This window comes from Acinetobacter sp. ANC5681, assembly GCF_023488045.1.
In the GTDB taxonomy this organism is placed as follows: domain Bacteria; phylum Pseudomonadota; class Gammaproteobacteria; order Pseudomonadales; family Moraxellaceae; genus Acinetobacter.
Genome location: NZ_JAMFKZ010000001.1, coordinates 108,354 through 132,102, shown reverse-complemented (window position 1 = coordinate 132,102; position 23,749 = coordinate 108,354). Strand labels below are relative to the sequence as shown.

Annotated in this window: 19 protein-coding genes; 16 read left to right on the top strand and 3 right to left on the bottom strand. The window is 38.0% G+C overall.

The features are described from left to right. Positions 1 to 75 precede the first annotated feature (75 nt). Positions 76 to 1,956, bottom strand: coding sequence for a tRNA uridine-5-carboxymethylaminomethyl(34) synthesis enzyme MnmG (gene mnmG, locus M5121_RS00625; RefSeq protein WP_087536076.1), 1,881 nt, complete (start codon positions 1,954 to 1,956; stop codon positions 76 to 78). Between the two features lie 251 nt (positions 1,957 to 2,207). On the opposite strand from mnmG, the gene M5121_RS00620 reads away from it, so the two are divergent. The 9 genes from M5121_RS00620 (at position 2,208) to M5121_RS00580 (ending at position 11,442) form a co-directional block, all read left to right on the top strand. After that, complete coding sequence (locus M5121_RS00620) at positions 2,208 to 2,522, top strand: hypothetical protein (RefSeq protein ID WP_087546783.1); 315 nt, start codon at positions 2,208 to 2,210, stop codon at positions 2,520 to 2,522. Between the two features lie 199 nt (positions 2,523 to 2,721). Then, on the top strand, positions 2,722 to 3,627 hold the full coding sequence (prmA, locus tag M5121_RS00615; RefSeq protein ID WP_050041886.1) for a 50S ribosomal protein L11 methyltransferase: 906 nt from the start codon (positions 2,722 to 2,724) through the stop codon (positions 3,625 to 3,627). Positions 3,628 to 3,641: 14 nt separating this feature from the next. After that, complete coding sequence (locus tag M5121_RS00610) at positions 3,642 to 4,505, top strand: MJ0042-type zinc finger domain-containing protein (protein WP_249569938.1); 864 nt, start codon at positions 3,642 to 3,644, stop codon at positions 4,503 to 4,505. Positions 4,506 to 4,880: 375 nt separating this feature from the next. Beyond that, on the top strand, positions 4,881 to 5,150 hold the full coding sequence (gene fis / locus M5121_RS00605; protein ID WP_001086304.1) for a DNA-binding transcriptional regulator Fis: 270 nt from the start codon (positions 4,881 to 4,883) through the stop codon (positions 5,148 to 5,150). Between the two features lie 82 nt (positions 5,151 to 5,232). Continuing rightward, positions 5,233 to 6,807 carry a bifunctional phosphoribosylaminoimidazolecarboxamide formyltransferase/IMP cyclohydrolase gene (purH, locus tag M5121_RS00600; RefSeq protein WP_249569936.1) on the top strand — a complete coding sequence of 525 codons (1,575 nt, stop codon included), beginning with the start codon at positions 5,233 to 5,235 and terminating at the stop codon, positions 6,805 to 6,807. 107 nt (positions 6,808 to 6,914) lie between these two features. Next, positions 6,915 to 8,201 carry a phosphoribosylamine--glycine ligase gene (gene purD / locus M5121_RS00595; protein WP_249569934.1) on the top strand — a complete coding sequence of 429 codons (1,287 nt, stop codon included), beginning with the start codon at positions 6,915 to 6,917 and terminating at the stop codon, positions 8,199 to 8,201. Positions 8,202 to 8,782: 581 nt separating this feature from the next. Continuing rightward, positions 8,783 to 9,655: a MetQ/NlpA family ABC transporter substrate-binding protein gene (locus M5121_RS00590; protein WP_005161058.1), complete on the top strand. Its 873-nt coding sequence runs from the start codon at positions 8,783 to 8,785 to the stop codon at positions 9,653 to 9,655. A 69-nt stretch (positions 9,656 to 9,724) separates the two neighbouring features. After that, complete coding sequence (locus M5121_RS00585) at positions 9,725 to 10,750, top strand: methionine ABC transporter ATP-binding protein (RefSeq protein WP_005161062.1); 1,026 nt, start codon at positions 9,725 to 9,727, stop codon at positions 10,748 to 10,750. After that, positions 10,747 to 11,442: a methionine ABC transporter permease gene (locus M5121_RS00580; protein ID WP_004661291.1), complete on the top strand. Its 696-nt coding sequence runs from the start codon at positions 10,747 to 10,749 to the stop codon at positions 11,440 to 11,442. Before M5121_RS00585 ends, M5121_RS00580 begins: the two co-directional genes overlap by 4 nt. Positions 11,443 to 11,496: 54 nt before the next feature. Here the strand turns inward: M5121_RS00580 and M5121_RS00575 are convergent, their stop codons facing one another. Then, complete coding sequence (locus M5121_RS00575; RefSeq protein ID WP_249569932.1) at positions 11,497 to 12,363, bottom strand: arginase family protein; 867 nt, start codon at positions 12,361 to 12,363, stop codon at positions 11,497 to 11,499. Further along, a complete protein-coding gene (locus M5121_RS00570; protein ID WP_249569930.1) occupies positions 12,357 to 13,343 on the bottom strand; it encodes a hypothetical protein in 987 nt (328 codons plus the stop codon). The genes M5121_RS00575 and M5121_RS00570 overlap by 7 nt, the downstream gene beginning before the upstream one ends. A gap of 372 nt (positions 13,344 to 13,715) precedes the next feature. Here M5121_RS00570 and gloB point away from each other — a divergent pair, with 372 nt between their 5' ends. The 7 genes from gloB to M5121_RS00535 all read left to right on the top strand — a co-directional run bounded on the left by gloB (position 13,716) and on the right by M5121_RS00535 (position 23,731). Next, positions 13,716 to 14,447 (top strand): hydroxyacylglutathione hydrolase, encoded by a 732-nt coding sequence (gene gloB, locus M5121_RS00565; protein WP_249569928.1) that lies wholly within the window; start codon positions 13,716 to 13,718, stop codon positions 14,445 to 14,447. A 286-nt stretch (positions 14,448 to 14,733) separates the two neighbouring features. After that, the gene (locus M5121_RS00560) at positions 14,734 to 14,940 is read left to right on the top strand and encodes a hypothetical protein (RefSeq protein WP_004661287.1); all 207 of its coding nucleotides are present in this window, start codon (positions 14,734 to 14,736) and stop codon (positions 14,938 to 14,940) included. 297 nt (positions 14,941 to 15,237) lie between these two features. Further along, positions 15,238 to 16,620: an adenosylhomocysteinase gene (gene ahcY / locus M5121_RS00555; RefSeq protein WP_087536066.1), complete on the top strand. Its 1,383-nt coding sequence runs from the start codon at positions 15,238 to 15,240 to the stop codon at positions 16,618 to 16,620. Positions 16,621 to 16,695: 75 nt separating this feature from the next. Continuing rightward, positions 16,696 to 17,532, top strand: coding sequence for a methylenetetrahydrofolate reductase [NAD(P)H] (gene metF, locus M5121_RS00550; protein ID WP_249569920.1), 837 nt, complete (start codon positions 16,696 to 16,698; stop codon positions 17,530 to 17,532). 21 nt (positions 17,533 to 17,553) lie between these two features. Next, positions 17,554 to 18,276 carry a 16S rRNA (uracil(1498)-N(3))-methyltransferase gene (locus tag M5121_RS00545; RefSeq protein ID WP_249569918.1) on the top strand — a complete coding sequence of 241 codons (723 nt, stop codon included), beginning with the start codon at positions 17,554 to 17,556 and terminating at the stop codon, positions 18,274 to 18,276. Positions 18,277 to 18,392: 116 nt separating this feature from the next. Beyond that, the gene (locus M5121_RS00540; protein ID WP_249569916.1) at positions 18,393 to 21,269 is read left to right on the top strand and encodes a bifunctional diguanylate cyclase/phosphodiesterase; all 2,877 of its coding nucleotides are present in this window, start codon (positions 18,393 to 18,395) and stop codon (positions 21,267 to 21,269) included. Positions 21,270 to 21,460: 191 nt separating this feature from the next. Continuing rightward, positions 21,461 to 23,731, top strand: coding sequence for an NADP-dependent malic enzyme (locus M5121_RS00535; RefSeq protein ID WP_005161082.1), 2,271 nt, complete (start codon positions 21,461 to 21,463; stop codon positions 23,729 to 23,731). Positions 23,732 to 23,749: the final 18 nt, after the last annotated feature.

Below are 23,749 nucleotides of genomic sequence, written 5' to 3'. Positions count from 1 at the left end.
GTTAAGCACAAAATTAAAAAAAAAATACCCTCTTATAAAAAGAGGGTATTTTTAACACGTAACTTTATACAAGAATTATGCTGATTTCTTCGCCATATTGTTTTTACGAATGGTGATCATCAATAATTGTACTGCTGCGGGAGTCACACCTGGGATACGACTCGCTTGTGCCAAAGTTTCTGGACGAACTGTTTTTAACTTCAAGGTGATTTCACGTGACAAACCTGAAATCCCCTCATATTCAAAATCAGCAGGAATTCGGGTTTCTTCTAGACGTTTCAATTGTGCAACATCTTCATGTTGACGGTTGATATAACCTTCGTATTTCACCGCAATTTCGATTTGCTCACCCACTTGCTCTGAAACTTCAGAACCCGTTAATTCTGCAATTTGACTGAAATTGATATTTGGACGTTTCAATAAATCAATCGCACTACATTCTTTACTAAGATCAGCACCCGTCATTTCAACGAATTTTTTACCCATTGGATTGTTTGGCGCAGCCCATAAATGTTGTAAACGAGAAGTTTCGCGCTCAACTGCTTCCATTTTTTCGCTATATGCAGCCCAACGCTCATCATCCACTAAGCCAAGCTCACGACCAATAGAGGTTAAACGTTGATCAGCATTGTCTTCACGTAACATCAAACGGTATTCCGCACGTGAGGTAAACATACGGTACGGCTCTTTAGTTCCAAGTGTAATCAAATCGTCAACCAATACGCCCATATAAGCTTGATCACGTTTTGGTGTCCATTCCTCTTGTTCCCAAGCACGACGTGCAGCGTTTAAGCCTGCAAGTAAGCCTTGAGCACCCGCTTCTTCATAACCTGTGGTACCATTGATTTGACCCGCAAAGTACAGATTTTGAATCGCTTTGGTTTCAAGTGTAAATTTCAATGCTTGTGGATTGAAATAGTCATATTCAATCGCATAGCCTGGACGCAAGATATGCGCATTTTCCATACCACGGATCGAACGAACTAAATTGAACTGTACGTCAAATGGTAAAGAAGTCGAAATTCCGTTTGGATAAAGTTCATGGGTATCCAAGCCTTCTGGCTCCAAGAACACTTGATGTGAATCTTTATCAGCAAAACGGTGAATTTTATCTTCAATTGATGGACAATAACGCGGACCTACACCTTCAATTACACCCGTATACATAGGTGAACGATCTAGACCACCACGAATAATTTCATGGGTTTTTTCGCTTGTATGGGTAATATAGCAATTCACCTGTTCAGGATGCATAGATGCATCACCCATAAATGACATTACAGGCGATGGGAAATCACCTGGCTGCGGCGTCATAACAGAGAAATCAACTGTACGGGCATCAATACGCGGTGGTGTACCTGTTTTTAAACGACCTACTGGCAATTTAAGTTCACGCAAACGATGAGCTAATGCAATTGACGGTGGATCGCCCGCACGACCACCACTTGAGTTTTGTAGACCAACGTGGATCACACCGCCCAAGAAAGTACCTGTCGTCAATACCACAGTTTTGGTATCAAAACGGATGCCCATTTGGGTTACAACGCCTTTAACGGTATCGCCTTCAACAATCAAATCATCCGCAGCTTGTTGGAAAATATCTAGATTCGCTTGATTTTCTAAAGTATCACGAATTGCAGCTTTATAACGAACACGGTCAGCCTGTGCACGTGTTGCACGAACAGCCGCACCTTTACGAGAGTTTAGAATACGGAACTGAATACCACCTTTATCCGCAGCAAGTGCCATTGCACCACCGAGTGCATCAATCTCGCGGACAAGGTGTGATTTACCAATACCACCGATTGCAGGGTTACAGCTCATCTGCCCCAAAGTTTCAATATTATGCGTCAACAATAATGTTTGTCTTCCCATACGAGCAGCAGCAAGCGCCGCTTCCGTACCAGCGTGACCGCCACCAATTACGATAACGTCGTAAACTTTAGGATAGTGCATAGTGGTAAATGTGTATTCAAAAAATGACAGAGTATTATACAGGATTTTTCATATTAAGTTGACAAAAACCGTCAATATTCTTATTCACTAGAAATCAATGGTCTGTATACAAAACACACAAAAAGAAACCTTCTGTTGCATTTTTCTCCAATGGTTAACAAAGCGCCACACAATCATTAACCTGATCACCACTGTTTTAGTGAATGAATTTCTTATTCTAGTTAATGCATAAAATACTTTAGGAAAATGATATGAACAAAAAGCTTTTAATTTCATCGTTTCTTTGTAGCCTATGTTTAGCTGTAACTGCACAGGTAAATGCTAAATCGACTGTTGATGCTCAAACTCAAAAGTATCAACAAGTTTGTAAAAGCAAAAAACAAGGTGATATGGTTTCTTTTGCTTATAAAGGTGTTGTTTATAACGGTACATGTGAACCGAATGAATCTGGAAAACTAGCATTCCAGCCACCGATGCCTGCTAACAACGCGACACCTGAAACTCAAAGCAAAATTTCAGAAACTCAGTCCGCACCTCGTCCAGTAAGTTCAGTCCAAACACCATAGACTTATCAAATAGGAAAATTATAAATATTTAAAATGATAAAAGAATGTGACCTAAGCACATTCTTTTATCCTATTTGATGTGATCAACACACTAAATTCAAAAAAAAGATCTTAAAATTGTAATCTGCCTATTTTATAATCCCTTTAGACTAGCTGAATCTATTACAATAACCCCAAATACATTTACTTAGGTTTTCCTGTGAACTGGCTACAAATTCATATTACCGTTGATCAAGATCAAGTTGAGCTTACTGAAACACTGCTTCTCTCTCTAGGTGCTGTGAGTGTGACTTTGGATGATGCTGAAGATCAGGCACTTCTTGAACCATTACCGGGTGAAACGCCACTATGGAATAAAGTTATTGTTACTGGAATTTATCAACAAGAAGAAGATGATCCTATCGATGTTGATACCTTAGAAGCTTTCCTCAAGGCGCAGCTTCCTAACGTTCCGATGCGTCATGAATATTTAGAAAATCAAGTATGGGAACGCGCATGGATGGACTATTACGAACCAATCCAAATTGGCGAAAAATACTGGATCGTACCTGAGTGGTTAGAACCACCTGAAGCTGATGCAACAAATATTAAACTTGATCCAGGTCTTGCTTTTGGTACAGGTAACCATGCAAGCACTTTCTTGTGCCTACAGTGGTTAGGTAAAACCGACGTAAAAGATAAAATCGTCATTGACTATGGCTGTGGTTCGGGCATTTTAGGCGTTGCAGCTTTATTGCTTGGTGCTAAAAAAGTTTATGCCACTGATATCGATCCTCAAGCAGTATTGGCTACAAAACAAAATGCAGAATTAAATGGTGTACTTGAGCGTCTTTATGTAGGATTACCTGAAGAGTTTGAGCAAGAATTCAAACAACAACAAGCGGATATACTTGTCGCGAATATTTTAGCGGCACCGCTCATGGCACTTGCGCCTGAATTCTCAACTTTATTGAAAAATGAGGGTGAATTCGCACTTGCTGGTGTAATCGAAGAGCAAGTTGCTGATGTTTCTAGTGTTTATTCTGAATTTTTTGATATATTACAGATCGAAAAACGTGAAGAGAACTGGTGTCGCATCTCAGGAAAACGTAAAACAACAATTTGAGAAATTTGTTCCTTATGAGTGAAAAACAAACCCGCTGCCCTAAATGCTCAACCGTGTATAAAGTAAGCCTTTCACAACTTAGCGTTGCACAGGGCATGGTTTGTTGCCCAAAATGTATCATTAATTTTAATGCTTTAACGAATCTAATAGATTCTGAACCGACTGACACAACCTTAACACCACCAAATCGTTCATTATTTTCTTCGATTCAACCCGATAGTTCTTTTGCTGAGAAGCAAATGCAAATTTTGAGTATTTTTGATCAGAAAATTGAAAACTCAAATATTGATTTATTGACTTATTTAAATAATTTAAATTACTTTAATACTGAACCTATTACGGCATTGCCTAATTTGAACTTATCAGAAGATAACTTGTTAATCATCCATGAACAAAATCATAAACAACATGGCTGGCTTTATTACACATTGTGGGGATTAGGCAATATTGCATTAATTCTAGTTTTTGCTTTTCAGATTTTATGGTTCAATCCAAAACTCATGCATGATAGTCCAGCATTGAATCACATCTTTAACTATGCTTGCAGTGTAGTAACGTGCAAAATAAAGAATGAACAATATAAATTTCTTAGTTTTGAAAAAGTAAAAATTAAACGTGTAGGAAAAGATGAAACAAGCTTCACAGGTGTATTAGTAAACCGTCACAAAGATAGTCTTGTGATCCCCTCTATTAAAGTGATTCTAAAAGAAAATGGAGAAGTCATCACCGATATCACGCTAAAGCCACAGGATTATTTAGTGGATAGTTTAAAAAGCATCCAAAGAATCCCAACGAATAGCCCTTTTAGATTCGAATTTATAGTGCCAAAGAGTAAACATAGCTTCGATGATTATAGTTTAGAAATTGTACAGCCTTAAAAGCGTAGAAAAATGACAAAAAAATAAAAAAAAGTGCAGTTAATTTGCTCACTTTTTCGCAGACAATGGTATGATACGCGCCACGAATGCTTAACCCACTTACTCCTCGTTATTTATAGACAATAAAATCGTTAAACGAACTGTGCTTCTAACACATAAGCGCATTGTTGGTTTTTTTGTTTTTGAAAGTAGGCTGTAACAAATATTTAACTATTGTTACGCTTATTTTTTACACAAATCGAGGATTTGTGGCAAGCTAATAGTCCCTTTGTTTTAGAGTCACTGTTTTAGGATCTAAAACAGGACTCAGTAATTTAGACCACATTTACATATCACTTTATCCAAGTGGTATTTTGATTTTTCGGATTAACACGCATGAATAGCAAATCTCCTATTTTTACGGCTCAATCTGATGTCGCTCTTCGCATCCATGTAGATCGCGCAGTTCGTCATTATTTTGCACAATTGCAAGGTGAGCAACCATCTCAAGTTTATGACATGGTTTTAGCAGAAATGGAGAAACCTCTTTTATCTGTGGTCTTAGAATACACTCGTGGCAATCAAACGCGCGCTGCTGAGATTTTAGGCCTTAACCGCGGAACTTTACGTAAAAAGTTAAAAGCTCACGGTTTAATGAGTGAATAATTGATAAAATGCTCACGTTCTCGTGGGCATTTTTTTTGCCTTTTATTTTTAATCTGTAGACTTCAAACTGTTGACTAAAATCATGACTATCAAACGTGCTTTAATCTCTGTTTCCGATAAAACTGGAATCGTTGAATTTGCTCAAAATCTTGCAGCTCTAGGGGTAGAAATTTTATCTACGGGCGGTACATATAAGTTGCTTAAAGACAACAATATCGCTGTCGTAGAAGTTTCTGAACATACAGGTTTTCCTGAAATGATGGATGGTCGTGTTAAGACACTACATCCAAAAATTCATGGTGGTATCTTGGCACGTCGCGGTCTAGACGAAGCTGTAATGCAAGAACACAACATCGATCCGATTGATTTGGTGATTGTAAACCTTTATCCATTTGCAGCTACAGTTGCAAAACCAAACTGCTCTCTTGCAGATGCGATTGAAAATATCGATATCGGCGGTCCAACTATGGTTCGCGCCGCTGCGAAAAACCATGCTTCAGTTGGTATCATTGTGAATGCATCTGACTATGATGCTGTAATTGCAGAGTTAAAGACAAATGGAGCTCTTTCTTACGAGACTCGTTTTGATTTAGCAGTTAAAGCATTTGAACATACTGCTCAATATGATGGCATGATCGCATCTTATTTAGGAGCACGTGTTGGTAAAGCTGAGGGTGAAGCAGATTTATTCCCTCGCACATTCAATACGCAGTTAAATAAAGCACAAGATTTACGTTATGGTGAAAATCCACACCAAAATGCAGCGTTCTATGTTGAAGCAAATGCTAAAGAAGCATCTGTTTCAACTGCAAAGCAATTACAAGGTAAAGAACTTTCTTATAACAACATCGCTGATACTGATGCTGCACTTGAATGCGTAAAATCATTCGCTAAACCAGCTTGTGTCATCGTTAAACATGCAAACCCATGTGGTGTTGCTGTTTCTTTAGATGGCATTAAGGCAGCTTATGATCTTGCATATGCTACAGATCCAGAATCAGCATTCGGTGGCATCATCGCATTTAACCGTGAATTAGATGTAGAGACTGCTCAAGCGATTGTTGATCGTCAGTTCGTTGAAGTGATTATTGCTCCAAGCATCGCAGAAGGTGTACTTGAAGTCACTGGTGCCAAGAAAAATGTCCGTGTCATGGTTTGCGGTGAGCTTCCAGCGATTGATGCACGTGCGCCGCAACTTGATTATAAACGTGTCAATGGTGGTTTGTTAGTTCAAGATCAAGACTTAGGTATGATCACCAAAGATGATCTTAAAGTAGTAACTAAACGCGCACCAACTGAACAAGAAATTGATGATCTTATCTTTGCTTGGAAAGTAGCAAAATATGTGAAATCAAATGCGATTGTTTATGCTAAAAATCGTCAAACGATTGGTGTAGGCGCAGGTCAAATGAGCCGCGTAAATTCTGCTCGTATTGCTGCAATCAAAGCTGAACATGCTGGCTTAGTGGTTGAAGGTGCGGTCATGGCATCTGATGCATTCTTCCCATTCCGTGATGGTATTGATAATGCGGCTAAAGCTGGCATTAAATGTATTATCCAACCGGGTGGTTCTATGCGCGATGAAGAAACAATTGCAGCCGCTGATGAAGCTGGTATTGCAATGGTATTCACGGGTATGCGTCACTTCCGTCATTAATACCCCCTAAGTCCCTCTTTCTTGCGACATCTAAATCGCATCCTAGGGGGACTTTTTTATTCTGAACAGGTATATTCTTAAATACGGAAAAAGGAAATAACTTAATAATGAATATTTTAGTTTTGGGTAGCGGTGGCCGTGAACATGCACTTGCATGGAAAATCGCACAAGATGCACAAGTGACTAAAGTTTTTGTTGCGCCAGGTAATGCGGGCACAGCAACAGAAGATAAGTGTCAAAACGTTGACATCGATATTTTAAATAATCCTGCCATTATCGAATTTGCAAAGGCAAATGATGTGGCATTGGTGATTGTTGGTCCTGAAGCACCTTTAGTGAATGGTGTGGTTGATGCAGCACGTGAAGCAGGTTTAAAAATCTGGGGACCGACCCAGTATGCCGCGCAGCTTGAAGGTTCTAAAGCATTCGCTAAACATTTCTTAAAACGTCATAACATCCCTACAGCATTTTATGATGTATTTACTGAAGTAGATGCTGCAAAAGCTTATATCGAACAGCATGGCGCACCAATCGTGATCAAAGCTGATGGCTTAGCGGCAGGTAAAGGTGTAATCGTTGCAATGACCAACGAAGAAGCTTTTGCTGCGATAGACGATATGCTTGCAGGCAACAAGTTTGGTGACGCTGGTTCACGTGTTGTAATTGAACAATTTCTTGCAGGTGAAGAAGCAAGCTTCATTTGTATGATCGATGGCAACAACATTTTACCGATGGCAACTTCACAAGACCATAAGCGTATTTTTGAAGGTGACCAAGGTCCAAATACAGGTGGTATGGGTGCGTACTCTCCTGCTCCAGTTGTTACACCGGAAGTATTTGAACGCGTAATGAACGAAGTTATGCGTCCTACTGTTGATGGTATGGCAGCAGATGGTCATGTTTATACTGGTTTCTTGTATGCTGGTTTAATGATTGATGAACAAGGTCAACCACGCGTGATCGAGTTTAACTGTCGTTTTGGTGATCCTGAAACTCAACCAATCATGATGCGTTTAAAATCATCTTTAGTTGATTTAGTAGAAGCTGGTATTGCTGGTAACTTGCCAAGTGAAGCCGAATGGGATGATCGCAAATCAATTGGCATTGTACTTGCAGCTGAAGGATATCCTGAAACTGTACGCAAAGGTGATGTGATATCAGGTATTGGTCAATCTCCAGAAGATACAAAAATTTTCCATGCAGGTACTGCAACGACTGAAGATGGTCATGTGATTACTGCAGGCGGTCGCGTGCTTTGCGTGACTGCGCTTGGAGACACAGTTCTAGAAGCTCAAATCAATGCACTAGAAGTATGTGGTCAAGTGACATTTACAGGTATGCAGTATCGTAGTGATATTGGTTATCGTGCAATTGCACGTGAAAAAGCAGAATAAGCTTTGGTTAATTAACAAAAGCCTTCTTCGGAAGGCTTTTTTATTCTTTAATTAGCATAAAAATCACTTCCTTATTCATTATTTAAATATTAAATTCAGAAAAATATATATCACTAATTCAATAAAATTTGACATTTCCATCATCAGAAAAAACTACAAAAGTATCATTTATTTACTTTTACCAAAATTAAACTATTTTTCTAATAATCATATATTTATACCCACAAGTACAAAATAGAACACTATAACAGAACCCAAATTATTGTTATGATTGCTAAAATTTTCGGCGAGTGCTTTTGGTTTTATACATATTCTTTTATATATGAATAAGAATATGAAATTTAACTCGAAAAGTATCAGCTAATCTCGATTTGATATGACAATTATTGAACCAGTATGCTTAAGTCAAATTCTTAAGATCAATGTTCTTAATTTTCTGTTGTTGCAAATGATTCGATCAGTCGCCTGTTCATAACATTAAATTTTGAACCGACTCACCTCTTTGTAACAAGAACCCTATAGCTCTTAAGTAATGCATTAGCGGATTATTTACTAAGCATTATTCCGATTAGGATTTACACATGAAAAAGCTGATTAGTCTTTTTTTAAGTGTGTCTGTGTTATTACTTGCAGCGTGCAGTAAACAACCTGACACCAAAGCAGAACAAAAAAATGAATCGGGTGGATTACAAACCGTTGTAATTGCATCAACAGGTTCAGATGCTGATATTTGGCGTTATATTGCGACATTGCCTGAAACTAAAGCAGCAGGTATTAAACTTGAAGTCAAAAACTTTACTGACTATGTTGCAATGAATACAGCTGTTGCTAATAAAGAAGTTGATATTAATGCCTTCCAATCTTACGCTTACCTTGTTGCTTTTAATGCGGCAAATAAAGATAAGATTGCACCTGTTTCAACGACTTATTTAGAGCCGATGGGTATTTACTCAAGCAAAGTCAAAAAAGTTGAAGAATTTGCTCAAGGCGCAACCATTGCAATCCCAAATGACGGCGCAAATGAATCACGTGCATTGTTACTTTTACAAAGCGCAGGTTTAATCAAATTAAAAGCTGATTTCGATCCTGTGAAAGGCACGCCTGCTGACATTATCGAAAATAGTAAAAAAATCGTAATCAAGCCAATTCAAATGGCGACAGCTGTACGTGTAAAAGACGAAGTTGATGCGATTTTATTAGGTAACACCTTGGCTTTAGAAGGTGGTTTGAACGTTCTTAAAGATGCAATCTATTACGAACCAATTGATCAAAGTACTAAATTAAATGTCAATGTTTTAGCAACTGCTGAATCTCGTAAAGATGATGCCGTACTACAAAAAGTTGGTGCGCTTTATCATACAGAAGCTGTGAAAAAATATGTGCAAGAACATTTTGCAGGTACAAAAGTTGATGTAAACAAACCGACAAGCTATCTCACTGAAGCAAAATCGTAATATAATATTTTCAATGAAACAGGCAAAGATATTTGCCTGTTTTTTCTTTTTTGCTTAGTACTGACGAACATGATCCAATTTAAAAACATTTCGAAACACTATCAATTGAAAGGTCAAACGATCAACGCACTGGATCAAATTAATTTAGAGATCCCAGAAGGCAGCATCTTCGGCATTATTGGTTATAGTGGTGCAGGTAAAAGTACGTTGATTCGTTTGATTAATTTGCTTGAACGCCCAACGCAGGGACAGGTAATTATCAATCAGAAAGACTTTACTGCAATGGATGCGCGTACGCTTCGTCAAGAACGTGCAAATATCGGCATGATCTTTCAACATTTCAATTTACTGCAAACTAAAACAGTATCTGAAAATATTGAAATGCCACTCAAATTATTGGGGCATAACAAAGCTGATCGTGAAAAGCGCCTAGCAGAACTATTAGATTTCATCGATCTCAAGCACAAGAAAGATGCCTATCCTGATGAACTTTCAGGAGGACAAAAACAACGTGTAGGTATCGCCCGCGCGCTTGCAAACCATCCCAAAATTTTACTGTGTGATGAAGCAACCTCTGCACTTGACCCTCAGACCACACAATCCGTTTTAGCGCTATTAAAAAAGATTAATAAAGAACAAAAGATTACCATTGTGATGGTCACCCATGAAATGGATGTAATTGAGTCAGTCTGTGACTATGTTGCAGTCATGGAAGCAGGTCATGTGATTGAAACAGGCCCTACCCTCAATATTTTTAGTCAACCCCAGCATTCGACTACAAAGACCTTCATTCAAACAGTTTTGCAACAACAGTTACCAATTAATATCCTCAATAACCTTGAACATAAGCATCACAATAGTATTTATAGTCTGCAATTCTTGGGGACATCTGCTCAAGAAACCGTCATTCAAGCTGTGATTAAGCAATTTGATTTGAGCCTAAATATTCTTTTTGCCAACATGACTGAAATCAATGGCACTGTGATTGGACAGATGTTTATTCAACTTTTGGGTGATTCAGCGACTATTCAAGACGCTATTAAGTTTCTTGAGCAACAAGGCGTGAAAGTTGAACAATCAGGAGTAAGCCAATGAGAGATTTAATCGTACAATGGCTTACTGAAGCTTCCGCGCCGTTTTGGCACAGTTCCCTTTCAATTGATCAGTTCGTCACGGCATTACAAGAAACCTTTCAAATGGTGTTCTTCTCATTGCTTTTTGGTTGTATTTGGGGATTGATTCAAGGTGTAACTTTAGTTGTCACTCGCACAGGTGGTATCTTACAAAACCGAGCGATCTATTATTTTCTCAACCCAATTGTAAATGCACTACGTTCTTTACCATTTATCATCTTACTGATTGCAGTTATTCCATTAACTAAATTATTAGTTGGAACTTCGATTGGTACTTGGGCTGCGATTGTTCCCCTCACCATTTATGTAGGTCCGTATTTAGGGCGATTGATTGAAACTTCATTACTTGAAGTGAATGAGGGTATTATTGAATCAGCTCAAGCTATGGGTGCCTCACCTTGGCAGATCATTTTTAAATTTATTATCCCCGAAGCACGTAGCTCATTAATTTTGAACCTGACCACAGGGACGATTTCCTTAATTGGTGCAACTGCAATGGCTGGCGCAGTTGGTGCAGGAGGTATCGGTGATTTAGCTATTTCCTATGGTTATCAACGTTTTGATACCAGTGTTGTTATTTTAACCGTGATTGTACTGCTAATTTTAGTTCAACTGGTTCAATCATTTGGTGATTGGTTAGCAAAATTACGCTAATCACAGCAACAGACAAAGCTCTAATTTTGAGGGCTTTTTTTGTACCTTTCTATTTTAAGGAAAGTAAATTTCATTTGCAGCCTTGAATGTATTGACATGTAAAGGCACTAAATCATCCAGTTCTTGATACCCACCCGCCAATACAAACAGTAATGGAATTTTCATTTTTTTTGCCATTTCAAAAACTAAGCGATCTCGCTCATATAACAACTCAGTGGTAAACCATTTTGAGCCATATTTATCTAGTTGGTGGCAGTCCATACCAGCTTGATAGATGATTAGATCTGCTTCCCAATGTGAGGCATATTGAAACGCTTCAAAAATTGCTTCGCGATACAAATCAAAGTTGCCCTGCTTGGGATGAATATAACGGGTCAGGCTACGCTCCCCTGCCTTGCAACCAAAACGAATCCCAAAAATTCCGAAATTGACCAGATTGGTGAGTCTATTGGTAAATATTGCCGTTCCATCTCCGCCATGCTGATCACAGTCCAGCACAAAGATACGTTTTTCAGGATTTTGTTTAGCAACCAGAGCCAAACCATTAAAGGTACAATATGCCGCACCAGACTCATAACTGGCATGATGAAAACCCTGTGCAATATTTGCAGCAATCCCTTCTTTCAATGCGATCTTAGCTCCTAAAAGCTGCCCTGCCTGTACTGATAGGATCGCATCCCTTAATTGCTCATTCCAGGGTTTAAAGCCCTGTATGGTTGCAAATGCGGACTCACCTGCCAGAAAGGCCTCCACATACTGCGGATTATGGAGTTTCTTTAAAATTTCAACATCAATCAAACCTGGATCAATCAGTTCAACCATTTTATGCTTACGCAACACATCCGCAACTGCGGTGAGTTTTTCCATGCTATTGGTATGCGTTTGGGCATAATAGCGTGGAGAGTAACAAGCTTTTAGCATGGATGCCCTACATAAATTTGATCTTTTGCAATCTCAATCAGTTGACTTAGTTCCGTCGTATCAGGTCTAAATAATCCATTATCTACCTGTTGTTTAAAATGATATCCAAACGCACGTGCACGGTTTTTTGGCGAAACAGCCAGTGTCGTTAATCGTAAAAACCAAAAACCATTCATTTGAGCAATTGGGATCACATATCCTTTATATTGTTTATTAGGCTTCTTTTCCAGCGCATCGACTTCATAACTTGCAGAGAACAGACTTCCTGCCGGTAAGCGCACCCCATTCATCATCAATGGAACCAGACTGATACAAGAGTGATTATCCCCCATATTCAGTTTCTCCATCATAATGGGTAAACCGTTATCATCCACGAAAATATTAATTTCACCTTGTCTCAATAAACGATGATGTGCAATTCGCAAGAAAAATTTTTCTGCCATCGGACACGAGCCAACTTTCGGCTTTTCCTCTAGAGAATGACACTCAATCATTTCAATTTGATCAATTGTTTGTGGAAGAATAATATCTGCAAGTAATTGGCAAATTAAAATGCTTTCTTCAAGCACTGCATATTGATGGATTTTTCTAAGCTTCGCTTGAAAATCAACTTCTTGTTGCAAATTCTGAGTAAATGTATCTTGTGAATTAGAACGTTCTAAATATTGTTGCACATCAATATTTAGATCCAAATTACGCCAAGTTTCCAACACTAAACCATATGAAGAACTTTGATTTAAAATGTTTTTCAATCCTTTAACCTCGTAGTCTTCAAAAATACGAAAATCTTGGAATCCCAACATATCACGTGGCTGTGAAACAAATTCAGCAATCACACGAGTGGCTTGAGTATAACCACAACCGCGACGTTCTGTTTGATGACTAAAATGCTCATTCAACATTTCTGTGAGTTTGGAAGACAAAGGATATAAATATTTTTTGAAGATAACGACAATCTCATGATCTACCAAATCAGTCATAATGCTCTCACTGTATTCTTATGATTTATTTTTCATTTCATCTTTAAATGTGTTACTTCGTTAAATATTGTTAAATCTAATTTTTAAACTATGTTAGCTTTAATTAAGTATTTTCACACCACCAAAGATGAATATAAACCATTAATTTATCAAAATTTTATATCATATTTATAGAAAAAGTATAACTTGTCAACCTGAAAAATACCTGATGATTGAAGCTGTCATAATATGTCCTAAAAAGTCAACATTCTGTATCAATTCTTACGTAAGCTTTTGCACTCTTATACATTTACACTTAAACTAACTGTGATTTGATTATTCAAATACTCTATTCATCAATAACCACATAAATCAGAGATTTAGGATTCGGCCATGCATTATAAAATTCATGCAATTGACGTAAAAAATGCCTTAAAAAACTATATTTGGTTATTAGAAGATACTCGTACGCAAGAAGTCGTAGCAGTTGACCCTACAGAAGCAGCACTTGTTACCGATTTTTGCGAACAACATCAACTTGAGTTGAAACAAATCTGGTTAACACATTGGCATCGAGATCATACTGATGGTGTACAAGGTCTATTGGCTGAGCAAAATTCACCCGTTTTCGGTCCACGTGATGAACTCAGTAAAATTTCCTTTATATCCAATCCACTGCAACATAATGACCATTTTCACTTTAATGATTTAAAAGTTGAAATTATTGCAACACCAGGGCATACACTAGGTCATATTGTTTATTTTATTGAAGAAATAGACACGCTTTTCTCTGGTGACACATTATTTGCAATGGGCTGTGGGCGCCTATTTGAGGGTTCTGCTGAACAAATGTACCACTCATTAAATCGCTTAGCTGCGTTGCCAATACAAACCAAAGTTTATTGTACACATGAATATACGCTTGTAAATGCAGAGTTTGCATTAACAATTGAACCTCAGAATGTTGCATTACAAGAACGCATAAAAGAAGTCAAAACATTGAGAGATGCTGAACAAATTACTCTGCCAAGTACAATTGAATTAGAGCTTGAAACAAATCCGTTCTTGCGCACAGAAAGTGTCGAAGATTTCGCAAGGATCAGAGCGCTTAAAGATCAGTTCTAATTTTAAAGTTCTACTTTTTAAAGGCTAAACTTTAGTTTTTAAAAAGTAGAAAGTGAAATGATTTTTTACATTTATTTTGGATCAAAACCCAATGCGAGAAAAAACAATACAAGTAAATTAAATCAATTATTTAAATAATTTTATCAGATAAAATTTAAGTTTAATTTCAGTTTCAATCAATCTAATTTTACATTAGTTACATGAAGAAAAATAAATATATGCAATCCCCCTTTAAAAATTTTTAGGTCACCCTTATTAATAAATACAGGTTAAAAGGAGTTCTGGAATGAAAAACAGAGTTGTGAAAGCAAAAAATTTATTGGCTTTTCGTATTTGGTTAGAAAAATTAGGATATTCAGTAAAAAGTTTAGCCGACAATAAAGGTTTTACCTTTAGTTTTAAAAAAGAATACGGTTTGGTCACGTGTGACTTATCTGGAAATGCCTTAGCCATGCAGCTTGGCGAAGAATTTGAAGATCATTTAAAAGCTTAATGCGATTCTTTTGTGCATACATAAGGATTTCAAAGGGATTTGGAATCCTTGTTCGTTCATTCAAAAAATTTAATCACTTATCCCAATCTAATTCTTCATTTTATAGCCATCTCAAACAAAATAACATTGGAACTAAAGTCATTTCCAAGTATTATAATGCCTAGTCGAGGGATGCTGCGACGATTGATTAGCACTAAAAATCAATTTGCCAGGCTCGACGATCGGTTAGACGCTCGTGCTAACCAACAACGGCATCCGCGAACAGAATGATCCATACTATTTTTCTAGGAGATCCTGATGAACGCGGTTACTGCTTCATTTACAGATTATAAAGTCGCTGATATTTCTCTTGCTGATTATGGCCGTAAAGAAATCAAACTTGCTGAAGCAGAAATGCCAGCTTTAATTGGTTTACGTAAGCGTTATTCAGCAACTAAACCACTTGCTGGCGCAAAAATTTTGGGTTGTATTCATATGACAATCCAAACTGCAGTTTTAATCGAAACACTCGTAGAACTTGGCGCTGAAGTTCGTTGGACATCATGCAACATCTTCTCTACTCAAGATCACGCTGCTGCTGCTATCGCTGCTGCGGGTATTCCTGTGTTTGCTTGGAAAGGCGAAACTGAAGAAGAATACATGTGGTGTCTTGAACAACAAATCAATGTAAATGGCACACCTTGGGATGCCAACATGATTCTTGATGATGGTGGTGATTTAACCCTACTTGTTCACGAAAAATACCCTGAAGTGATTGCAAAAATCCACGGTGTAACAGAAGAAACAACAACAGGTGTTCAACGTCTGTATGAAATGTTACGTGATGGTACGTTAAAAGTTCCTGCAATCAACGTAAATGATTCCGTAACGAAATCTAAAAACGACAACAAATATGGTTGCCGCCATTCTCTAAATGATGCGATCAAACGTGGTACAGATATGTTGTTATCTGGTCGTCGTGCACTTGTAATCGGTTACGGTGACGTAGGTAAAGGTTCTGCACAATCACTTCGTCAAGAAGGTATGATTGTACGTGTAACTGAAATTGACCCAATCTGTGCAATGCAAGCATGTATGGACGGTTACGAAGTTGTATCTCCATACAAAAATGGTGTTCAAACAGGCAAGAAAGAAGACATCAACCTTGACCTTCTTCAAAACACTGACCTTATCGTAACGACAACAGGTAACTACCACGTTTGTGATTCTGCAATGTTAGATAGCTTAAAAGCAGGTGCTGTAGTGTGTAACATCGGTCACTTTGATACAGAGATCGACACTGCATACTTACGTGGTTACAAGTGGGTTGAAGTTAAGCCTCAAGTTCACCAAGTGTATCGTTCAGAAAATGAAAATGATTACTTAATCCTTCTTTCTGAAGGGCGTTTAGTGAATCTTGGTAATGCAACAGGTCACCCATCGCGTATTATGGATGGTTCTTTTGCTAACCAAGTGTTAGGTCAAATGCACTTGTTCGCTGAGAAATTTGCCGATCTTCCTGAAGATCAAAAAGCTGCGAAAATCCGTGTAGAACTGATTCCTAAGAAATTAGATGAAGAGGTTGCTGCTGCAATGGTGCTTGGCTTTGGTGGTGTATTAACCCAGTTAACGCAAGTACAAGCAGATTACCTCGGCGTTGCTGTGGAAGGTCCATTCAAATCTGACGCTTATAAATACTAAGAAAATCAGGGCAGACGTTTACGGACTGCCCTTTTTTTCTAAAATAATGTCTAAGCGATTAAAAAAGGATTTGAAATGACGAAACGTGTTCCTATTTCTTTTGAATTTTTCCCGCCAAAAACTGATGCTGGCGCTGAAAAGTTACGTATCGTTCACCAAGAACTACAGCGATTAAACCCAGAGTTTTTCTCCATTACTTATGGTGCTGGTGGTTCTACTCGTGAACGCACTTTAGCAGCCATTAATGATTTTAATGGCAAAGGTACGCCCGTCGCCCCTCACCTTTCTTGTATTGGCGATGATAAAGCTCGTATTGCTGAGCTCTTAGATTTATATAAATCACAAGGGATTGACCGCATCGTAGCATTGCGTGGTGATTTACCTTCAGGTCAAGTTGGTCTTGGCGAATTACCTTATGCTCAAGATCTTGTTCGCTTTATCCGTGAACATTCAGGTGATCATTTCCATATTGAAGTTGCTGCGTACCCTGAAATGCATCCGCAGGCGGAAAGTTTTGACGCGGACATCCAGCGCTTTGTCGAGAAAGTGAATGCAGGCGCGAACGCAGGTATTACCCAATTTTTCTTCAATCCAGATGCATATTTCTACTTCATTGAACGAATTGCCAAATCAGGTGTGGATATTCCCGTTGCGCCAGGCATCATGCCAATTACCAATGCAAGTAATTTAATTCGCTTTGCGGATGGAACTGGTGCAGAAATTCCACGTTGGATTCGCAAACAACTTGCTGCTTATGGTGATGATAGCGAAAGTATTAAAGCCTTCGGCCATGAAGTGATTGTTAAACTTTGCGAACGTTTGATCGCTGGTGGTGCGCCAACACTCCATTTTTATTCAATGAACCAAACAGAGCCAACTCGACAACTCGTTGTTGATCTTGGTTTAAACTAATTTGTACGAGCCTTACCCAGCATGAATCGTTTTTATATCGAAACAGAATTAAATACCGGCAATTCGATTGAATTAACAGAATCGGTATTTCATCACTGGGTACGGGTGCTTCGTGCAAAAGAGCTAGATCAAGCCATCTTTTTCAATGGAAAAGGTGGTGAATATATCGTAACACTTACTGAAATTAATAAGAAAAATGCTTTTGTTTCTATTGATCAATTCAACCCTATAGATCGAACAGCGCCTGCTAAAGTAATTTTAGGCCAAGTCATGAGCAAAGGCGATCGCATGGATTATGCGATTCAAAAAGCCACTGAACTTGGTGTCACAACTATTCAATTATTGACTAGTGAACGTTGCGAAATGCGGTTAAGATATGAACGTGATCAAAAGAAATTAGATCATTGGCAGTCAATTGCGATTGCTGCCTGTGAACAATGTGGAATGAACAAAGTTCCAAATGTTCTAGCACCAATTAGTTTAACCGATTGGGTAAAATCGGCACAGCTACCACAATCACGTTTTGTGTTAGCGCCAAACAAAGACCAAGAAAACGTAGTACTAAATAGCCAGCCTGATTTAGCCCTATTGATTGGTCCAGAAGGTGGTTTAAGTGAAGCAGAAATTGATGCTGCTAACCAAAATCATTTTCAAAGCTGGTGTATTGGAGATCGTGTTTTAAGGACTGAAACCGCTCCAGTTGTAGCTTTATCAATTTTAAATTATCACTTTTCAATCAAATAAAGTATTTGCATTGCTTTCCATCTGGTTTAACGGTAATTTAAAATAAAATTATATCGTGCTTACAAAAAAATAATGATTGTACGCATAGATAAATAATGAAAAGGACTATTCTTTGTATGCTCGGGGTTCATGAAAAAAATTTGCCACCATTTGTTGATACGGATCAAATTAACTATACGAATCATGTACGTCTATTTATATTGAGTGTGTTTTTCATTTCTCTCTTAGATTATGTTTTATTTGGATTTTTTTATTCTTTTAGTACAAATATTTTTACGACTTGGATGAGTATTTGCCTGAGCATTTTATTTTGCTTTTATTGTATTTGTCATTTTTCGATAAAACATTATTCATCTGTTAGGTTTGCACATAAGACACGTATCGCTTTTCAAATTATTTGCTTTTTCACAGGATCACTACTGGGTATCAGTACGATTATCATCAATTATTTTTTGATCAAAGATGTACCAAGTTTATCTGTTTCCCATATTTTAACTTTAACAGCACTACTACTCACCTCCTCACATATTATTGCCCTGACCTTTCTTACCCAGCATGTTAAATATTTCTTTTTATTTTTTATTCCAAGTATTACCCCATTAGTTTTTTCTCAAATTTTACATCGTGACCAAGAACATACGCTTTTTTATCTTGCTTGTTATTCATCTTTCTTTGCGACATTTTTATCTGCGCAAGCAACTTTTAAAATTCACCAACGTTTATTCCAAGTTTTAGAAAAAAATAAACAATTGGTCGATGTAGCTGAACAACACAATCAATGGACCGAAGAACTTTGCCAACAATTACAACGTGAAGTGAATAAATCGAAAGATATTGAAGCTCAATTACAATTTAACAATCATTTATTAGAACAAAAAGTTCGCGAGCGTACTTTTGATTTAACAGAAATAAATAATAGTTTGCAGGAACACCGTCAAAATCTGGCTTTTGCCCATGAAACTGCGGGTATTCGTCCCTGGGAATGGAATCTGGAAAACCATACGGTTGGTATCACCAACGCCCATAGTCAAGCGGTTACACGCAAGTCTGAAAACCACTACACCCTGCTGCATAAAATTGTACATCCTGATGATCTTGAACGTGTTAAAAATACACTTTATAAACATCTATGTGGCCAAACTAAACGTTACGAAGAAACTTTCCGCATTAAACGACCGAGTGGTGAATGGGTTTGGATTCATGATGTTGGCCAAGTCATTTTAAGAAATCCTAAAGATGAGACCCCTCTACGCATGGTCGGTATTCATCGTGATATTAACCAAGAAAAGAAAGACCAAGAACGGCTAAAATTAGCAGCGAGTGTATTCGAACAGGCTTCAGAAGGTATCTTTATTCTGGATGATAGCTTCCACTATCTTGAAGTTAATCCTAAATATGAACAATTAACGGGTTTAGATAAACAGTTCATATTAGGAAAACAACTTTTTGAGATTACTAAACAAAATAACCAGCATCATCATAATTTTCATCTTTCTATCCTTGCTACTTTGCACGAAGAACATGAGTACGAAGGTGAGTTTCAGGAAACTTATCTTTCTGAAAAATCATGTTTCCTTTGGATCCATATGAACGCTGTAAAAGATGAATCAGATCGTGTGATTAATTATATCGGGATTGTCTCTGACCAAACTGAGCGTAAACATCAAGAGCAACGCTTATCATATTTAACCAATTATGATACCCTGACCGATCTACCTAATCGCTTCTATTATCACCAGCAACTGCATCAATATTTGGTTAATGAGGCTTCGATACAGAATTTAGCAGTTATCCGAATCAATATTGACCGTTTCCGTGCCTTGAATGAATTACTCAGCAATCAAGCGGGCAATGAGCTTTTGAAGCAAGTTGCACAACGTTTGCGTATCAGTAATATTGATGCACTTTTAGTCTCACATTTAAGTGCAGACGATTTTGTAATCATTTATGAAATGTCACCGTTACATCCGCCAATTCATCAGTTATGCAGTAATATTGTTGAAGCCTTTAGCAAACCCTTTTATATCGCTAATCAAGAGTATGTGGTCAGTATTTCGATTGGAGTTGCGATTTACCCTGAACACGGTCGTCAAGTTGACAACTTAAATACCCATGCAGAGCAAGCCTTAACAGAAGCCAAACGCTTAGGTGGAAATACAATCCGCTATTATTCTAGTGAGCGAACTAACTTCGTCGTTAATCATACTGATTTAGAGCTTGACTTGAGAAAGGCGATTCAAAACAATGAACTCGTTGTATATTATCAGCCAAAGATCACTGCTCAGAATTGTCAAATTAATGGATTTGAAGCACTCATTCGTTGGAAACATCCAACGAAAGGTCTAATCATGCCCGATATTTTCATTCCTTTAGCAGAAAGTACGAGTCTAATTTCTGATATTGGACGATTCGTCTTGTATGAGGCAGCAAAACAGTTACAAGAATGGCAAAAACTAGGTTTTACGAACATCCACATTGCTGTAAACATTGTTGCTCAACAAATTTTGCGTGGTCAGTTATTGCATGATATTGATGCTGTACTCGATCAATACTCTATTACAGGTGAAAATTTAGAGTTAGAAATTACCGAGTCAGCATTTTTAGAAAATACTGAGAGTGTTAAAACAATTTTGTGTGCATTGAAAGAACGTAATATTTCAATTGCACTGGATGACTTTGGCACAGGCTATTCTTCTCTGGCTTATTTAACTGAATATCCAATTGATATTTTAAAGATTGATCGTGCATTTATTTCGAAAATTGGTAATGCAAAACAAGATGCGATTGTTAATGCTATGATTGCCATGGGGAAAACAATTGGCTTAAAAGTTGTCGCTGAAGGCGTTGAAACAGAACAGCAATGTGAATATTTGAAACGACAAAACTGTGACATATTACAGGGTTACTTATTTGCCAAACCCTTAACTGCCGTACATGCAACTGAATACTTACAGCAACATATGCGTCTAGCAATTGCAAGATATTCCAGTTAAAACTATATTTTGAGCTTTTGGCAGTTTAATTTACACCCAATATAAATTGTCAATAAGCCTATACGTTCAGTGAAAATAAGCTTTTTTGACTGGGCGAAAACATGAACTAGTGCTATATTCTTGTGCACTTATCTTAATATAATCATCAGCCATGTATATGCCTGATTATTATCGGAACAATCGAGACTCAGATGGACGATCAATCTTTAAAAGAAGCCGCTTTATATTACCATGAATTTCCTACGCCTGGAAAAATCAGCGTGACACCGAGCAAGCAACTCGTAAACCAACGAGACTTAGCGCTTGCATATTCTCCTGGTGTTGCTGCTCCATGTCTAGAAATTGAACGTGACCCTTCTGCTGCTGCAAAATATACAGCACGTGGAAATTTGGTTGCCGTCGTGAGTAATGGTACAGCCGTGCTTGGTTTAGGAAACATTGGTCCTCTTGCTTCTAAGCCTGTTATGGAAGGTAAAGGCGTTCTATTCAAGAAGTTTGCTGGTGTTGATGTATTTGATATTGAAATTGCGGAAAATGATCCAGACAAGATCGTGGATATCGTTGCCGCATTGGAACCAACGTTTGGTGGTATCAACCTGGAAGATATCAAGGCACCTGAATGTTTCTATATCGAGAAGAAACTTCGTGAACGCATGAAGATTCCTGTGTTCCATGATGATCAACATGGTACCAGTATTATTGTAGGCTCAGCATTGTTGAATGCCTTGCAGATCGTGAACAAGAAAATTGATGAAATTAAAATCGTTGCATCAGGTGCTGGTGCTGCTGCATTGTCATGTTTAGATTTACTTTGTGCATTAGGCGTAAATAAATCGAATATTATCGTAGCTGATTCTCGTGGCCTTTTAACAACTTCACGTGAAGGACTTGATGAATCGAAAAAACGTTACGTTCAAGATATTTCTGCGACTCAATTACATGAAGTAATGGCTGGCGCAGATATGTTCTTGGGTCTTTCTGCAGCGGGAATTTTAACCAAAGAAATGGTTAAAGAAATGGCTGAAAACCCAATTATTTTTGCACTTGCAAATCCAGATCCAGAAATCTTACCTGAACATGCGCACGAAGTTCGTCCAGATGTGATTATGGCAACTGGTCGTTCAGACTATCCAAACCAAGTAAACAATGCACTTTGTTTCCCATATATTTTCCGTGGTGCACTCGATGTCGGTGCTACAACGATCAACGAAGATATGAAAATTGCTTGTGTACACGCGATTGCACGTATGGCACATATTGAAGCAGATGCTGCGACTTATGGTGAAAAATCTGCATCATTCGGTCGTGATTACTTGATCCCTCGCCCTCTAGACCAACGCTTGATTTTAGAAATCGCGCCTGCGGTTGCTAAAGCTGCAATGGATTCTGGTGTTGCGACACGTCCAATTGAAGATTTCTCTGCATATCGTCAAAGACTTTCTGAGTTTGTATATAACTCAGCATTCTTAATGAAACCGATTTTCTCACAAGCGAAAACTGACCCTAAGCGTATTGCATATGCCGAGGGTGAAGATCAACGTGTATTACGTGCGGTTCAAATTGTTGTAGATGAAGGTCTGGCTAAACCAATTCTTGTTGGTCGTACAGCCGTTATTGAAGACAATATCAGAAAACTCGGTTTACGCTTACAGCACGGTGTCAATATTGAAATCGTCGATCAAGAAAACAATCCTTTATATGATGATTTCTGGAAAGACTACTACAATACAATGCAACGTAAAGGCGTAACTGTTGAATATGCGCAACGTGAAGCACGTCGTCGTTCAACCTTAATCGCCGCATTGCTAGTTAAGTTCGGTAAAGCTGATGGTATGCTATGTGGTACTTATGCGAGCTACGATATCCATTTAGATTTCGTTAAAAACGTGATCGGTTTAAAAGAAGGTCGTAGTACATTCTTTACACTCAATGCATTAATGCTTGAAGATCGTAACTTGTTTATTGCCGATACCTATGTAAATACCAATCCAACTGCTGAACAACTTGCAGAGATGACTATCTTAGCAGCCGAAGAAGTGCGTCGTTTTGGTATGACCCCTCGTGTCGCTTTACTTTCTCACTCAAGTTTTGGAAGCGATCAAGTTGATCCAAGTGCTCAGAAAATGCGTGAAGTTTATCGTTTACTTTCTGAGCAAGCTCCTGAACTTGAAGTTGAAGGTGAAATGCATGGTGATGCTGCATTAGATGATAATATTCGTCATTTTGCATTTCCAAATTCACGCTTTAAAGGTTCAGCAAACTTGTTGATTATGCCGAATTTAGATTCTGCAAATATTTCATTCAACTTGTTAAAAGCAACATCTGGTAATAATGTAACGATTGGTCCAATCTTGTTAGGCGCAGCAAAACCAGTTCATATTTTAACACCGACAGCAACTACCCGCCGTCTAGTGAATATGACAGCTTTAACCGTTGCTGAAATTCAGCAAAGCCAAAACTGATACAGTTTAAGCATAGCT

Bases quoted from the DNA above. Each gene is read 5' to 3' on its own strand.
- mnmG (WP_087536076.1), bottom strand. From the start codon at position 1,956: ATGCACTATCCTAAAGTTTACGACGTTATCGTAATTGGTGGCGGTCAC.
- M5121_RS00620 (WP_087546783.1), top strand. From the start codon at position 2,208: ATGAACAAAAAGCTTTTAATTTCATCGTTTCTTTGTAGCCTATGTTTA.
- M5121_RS00610 (WP_249569938.1), top strand. From the start codon at position 3,642: ATGAGTGAAAAACAAACCCGCTGCCCTAAATGCTCAACCGTGTATAAA.
- fis (WP_001086304.1), top strand. From the start codon at position 4,881: ATGAATAGCAAATCTCCTATTTTTACGGCTCAATCTGATGTCGCTCTT.
- purH (WP_249569936.1), top strand. From the start codon at position 5,233: ATGACTATCAAACGTGCTTTAATCTCTGTTTCCGATAAAACTGGAATC.
- purD (WP_249569934.1), top strand. From the start codon at position 6,915: ATGAATATTTTAGTTTTGGGTAGCGGTGGCCGTGAACATGCACTTGCA.
- M5121_RS00590 (WP_005161058.1), top strand. From the start codon at position 8,783: ATGAAAAAGCTGATTAGTCTTTTTTTAAGTGTGTCTGTGTTATTACTT.
- M5121_RS00585 (WP_005161062.1), top strand. From the start codon at position 9,725: ATGATCCAATTTAAAAACATTTCGAAACACTATCAATTGAAAGGTCAA.
- M5121_RS00580 (WP_004661291.1), top strand. From the start codon at position 10,747: ATGAGAGATTTAATCGTACAATGGCTTACTGAAGCTTCCGCGCCGTTT.
- M5121_RS00575 (WP_249569932.1), bottom strand. From the start codon at position 12,363: ATGCTAAAAGCTTGTTACTCTCCACGCTATTATGCCCAAACGCATACC.
- M5121_RS00570 (WP_249569930.1), bottom strand. From the start codon at position 13,343: ATGACTGATTTGGTAGATCATGAGATTGTCGTTATCTTCAAAAAATAT.
- gloB (WP_249569928.1), top strand. From the start codon at position 13,716: ATGCATTATAAAATTCATGCAATTGACGTAAAAAATGCCTTAAAAAAC.
- M5121_RS00560 (WP_004661287.1), top strand. From the start codon at position 14,734: ATGAAAAACAGAGTTGTGAAAGCAAAAAATTTATTGGCTTTTCGTATT.
- ahcY (WP_087536066.1), top strand. From the start codon at position 15,238: ATGAACGCGGTTACTGCTTCATTTACAGATTATAAAGTCGCTGATATT.
- metF (WP_249569920.1), top strand. From the start codon at position 16,696: ATGACGAAACGTGTTCCTATTTCTTTTGAATTTTTCCCGCCAAAAACT.
- M5121_RS00545 (WP_249569918.1), top strand. From the start codon at position 17,554: ATGAATCGTTTTTATATCGAAACAGAATTAAATACCGGCAATTCGATT.
- M5121_RS00540 (WP_249569916.1), top strand. From the start codon at position 18,393: ATGCTCGGGGTTCATGAAAAAAATTTGCCACCATTTGTTGATACGGAT.
- M5121_RS00535 (WP_005161082.1), top strand. From the start codon at position 21,461: ATGGACGATCAATCTTTAAAAGAAGCCGCTTTATATTACCATGAATTT.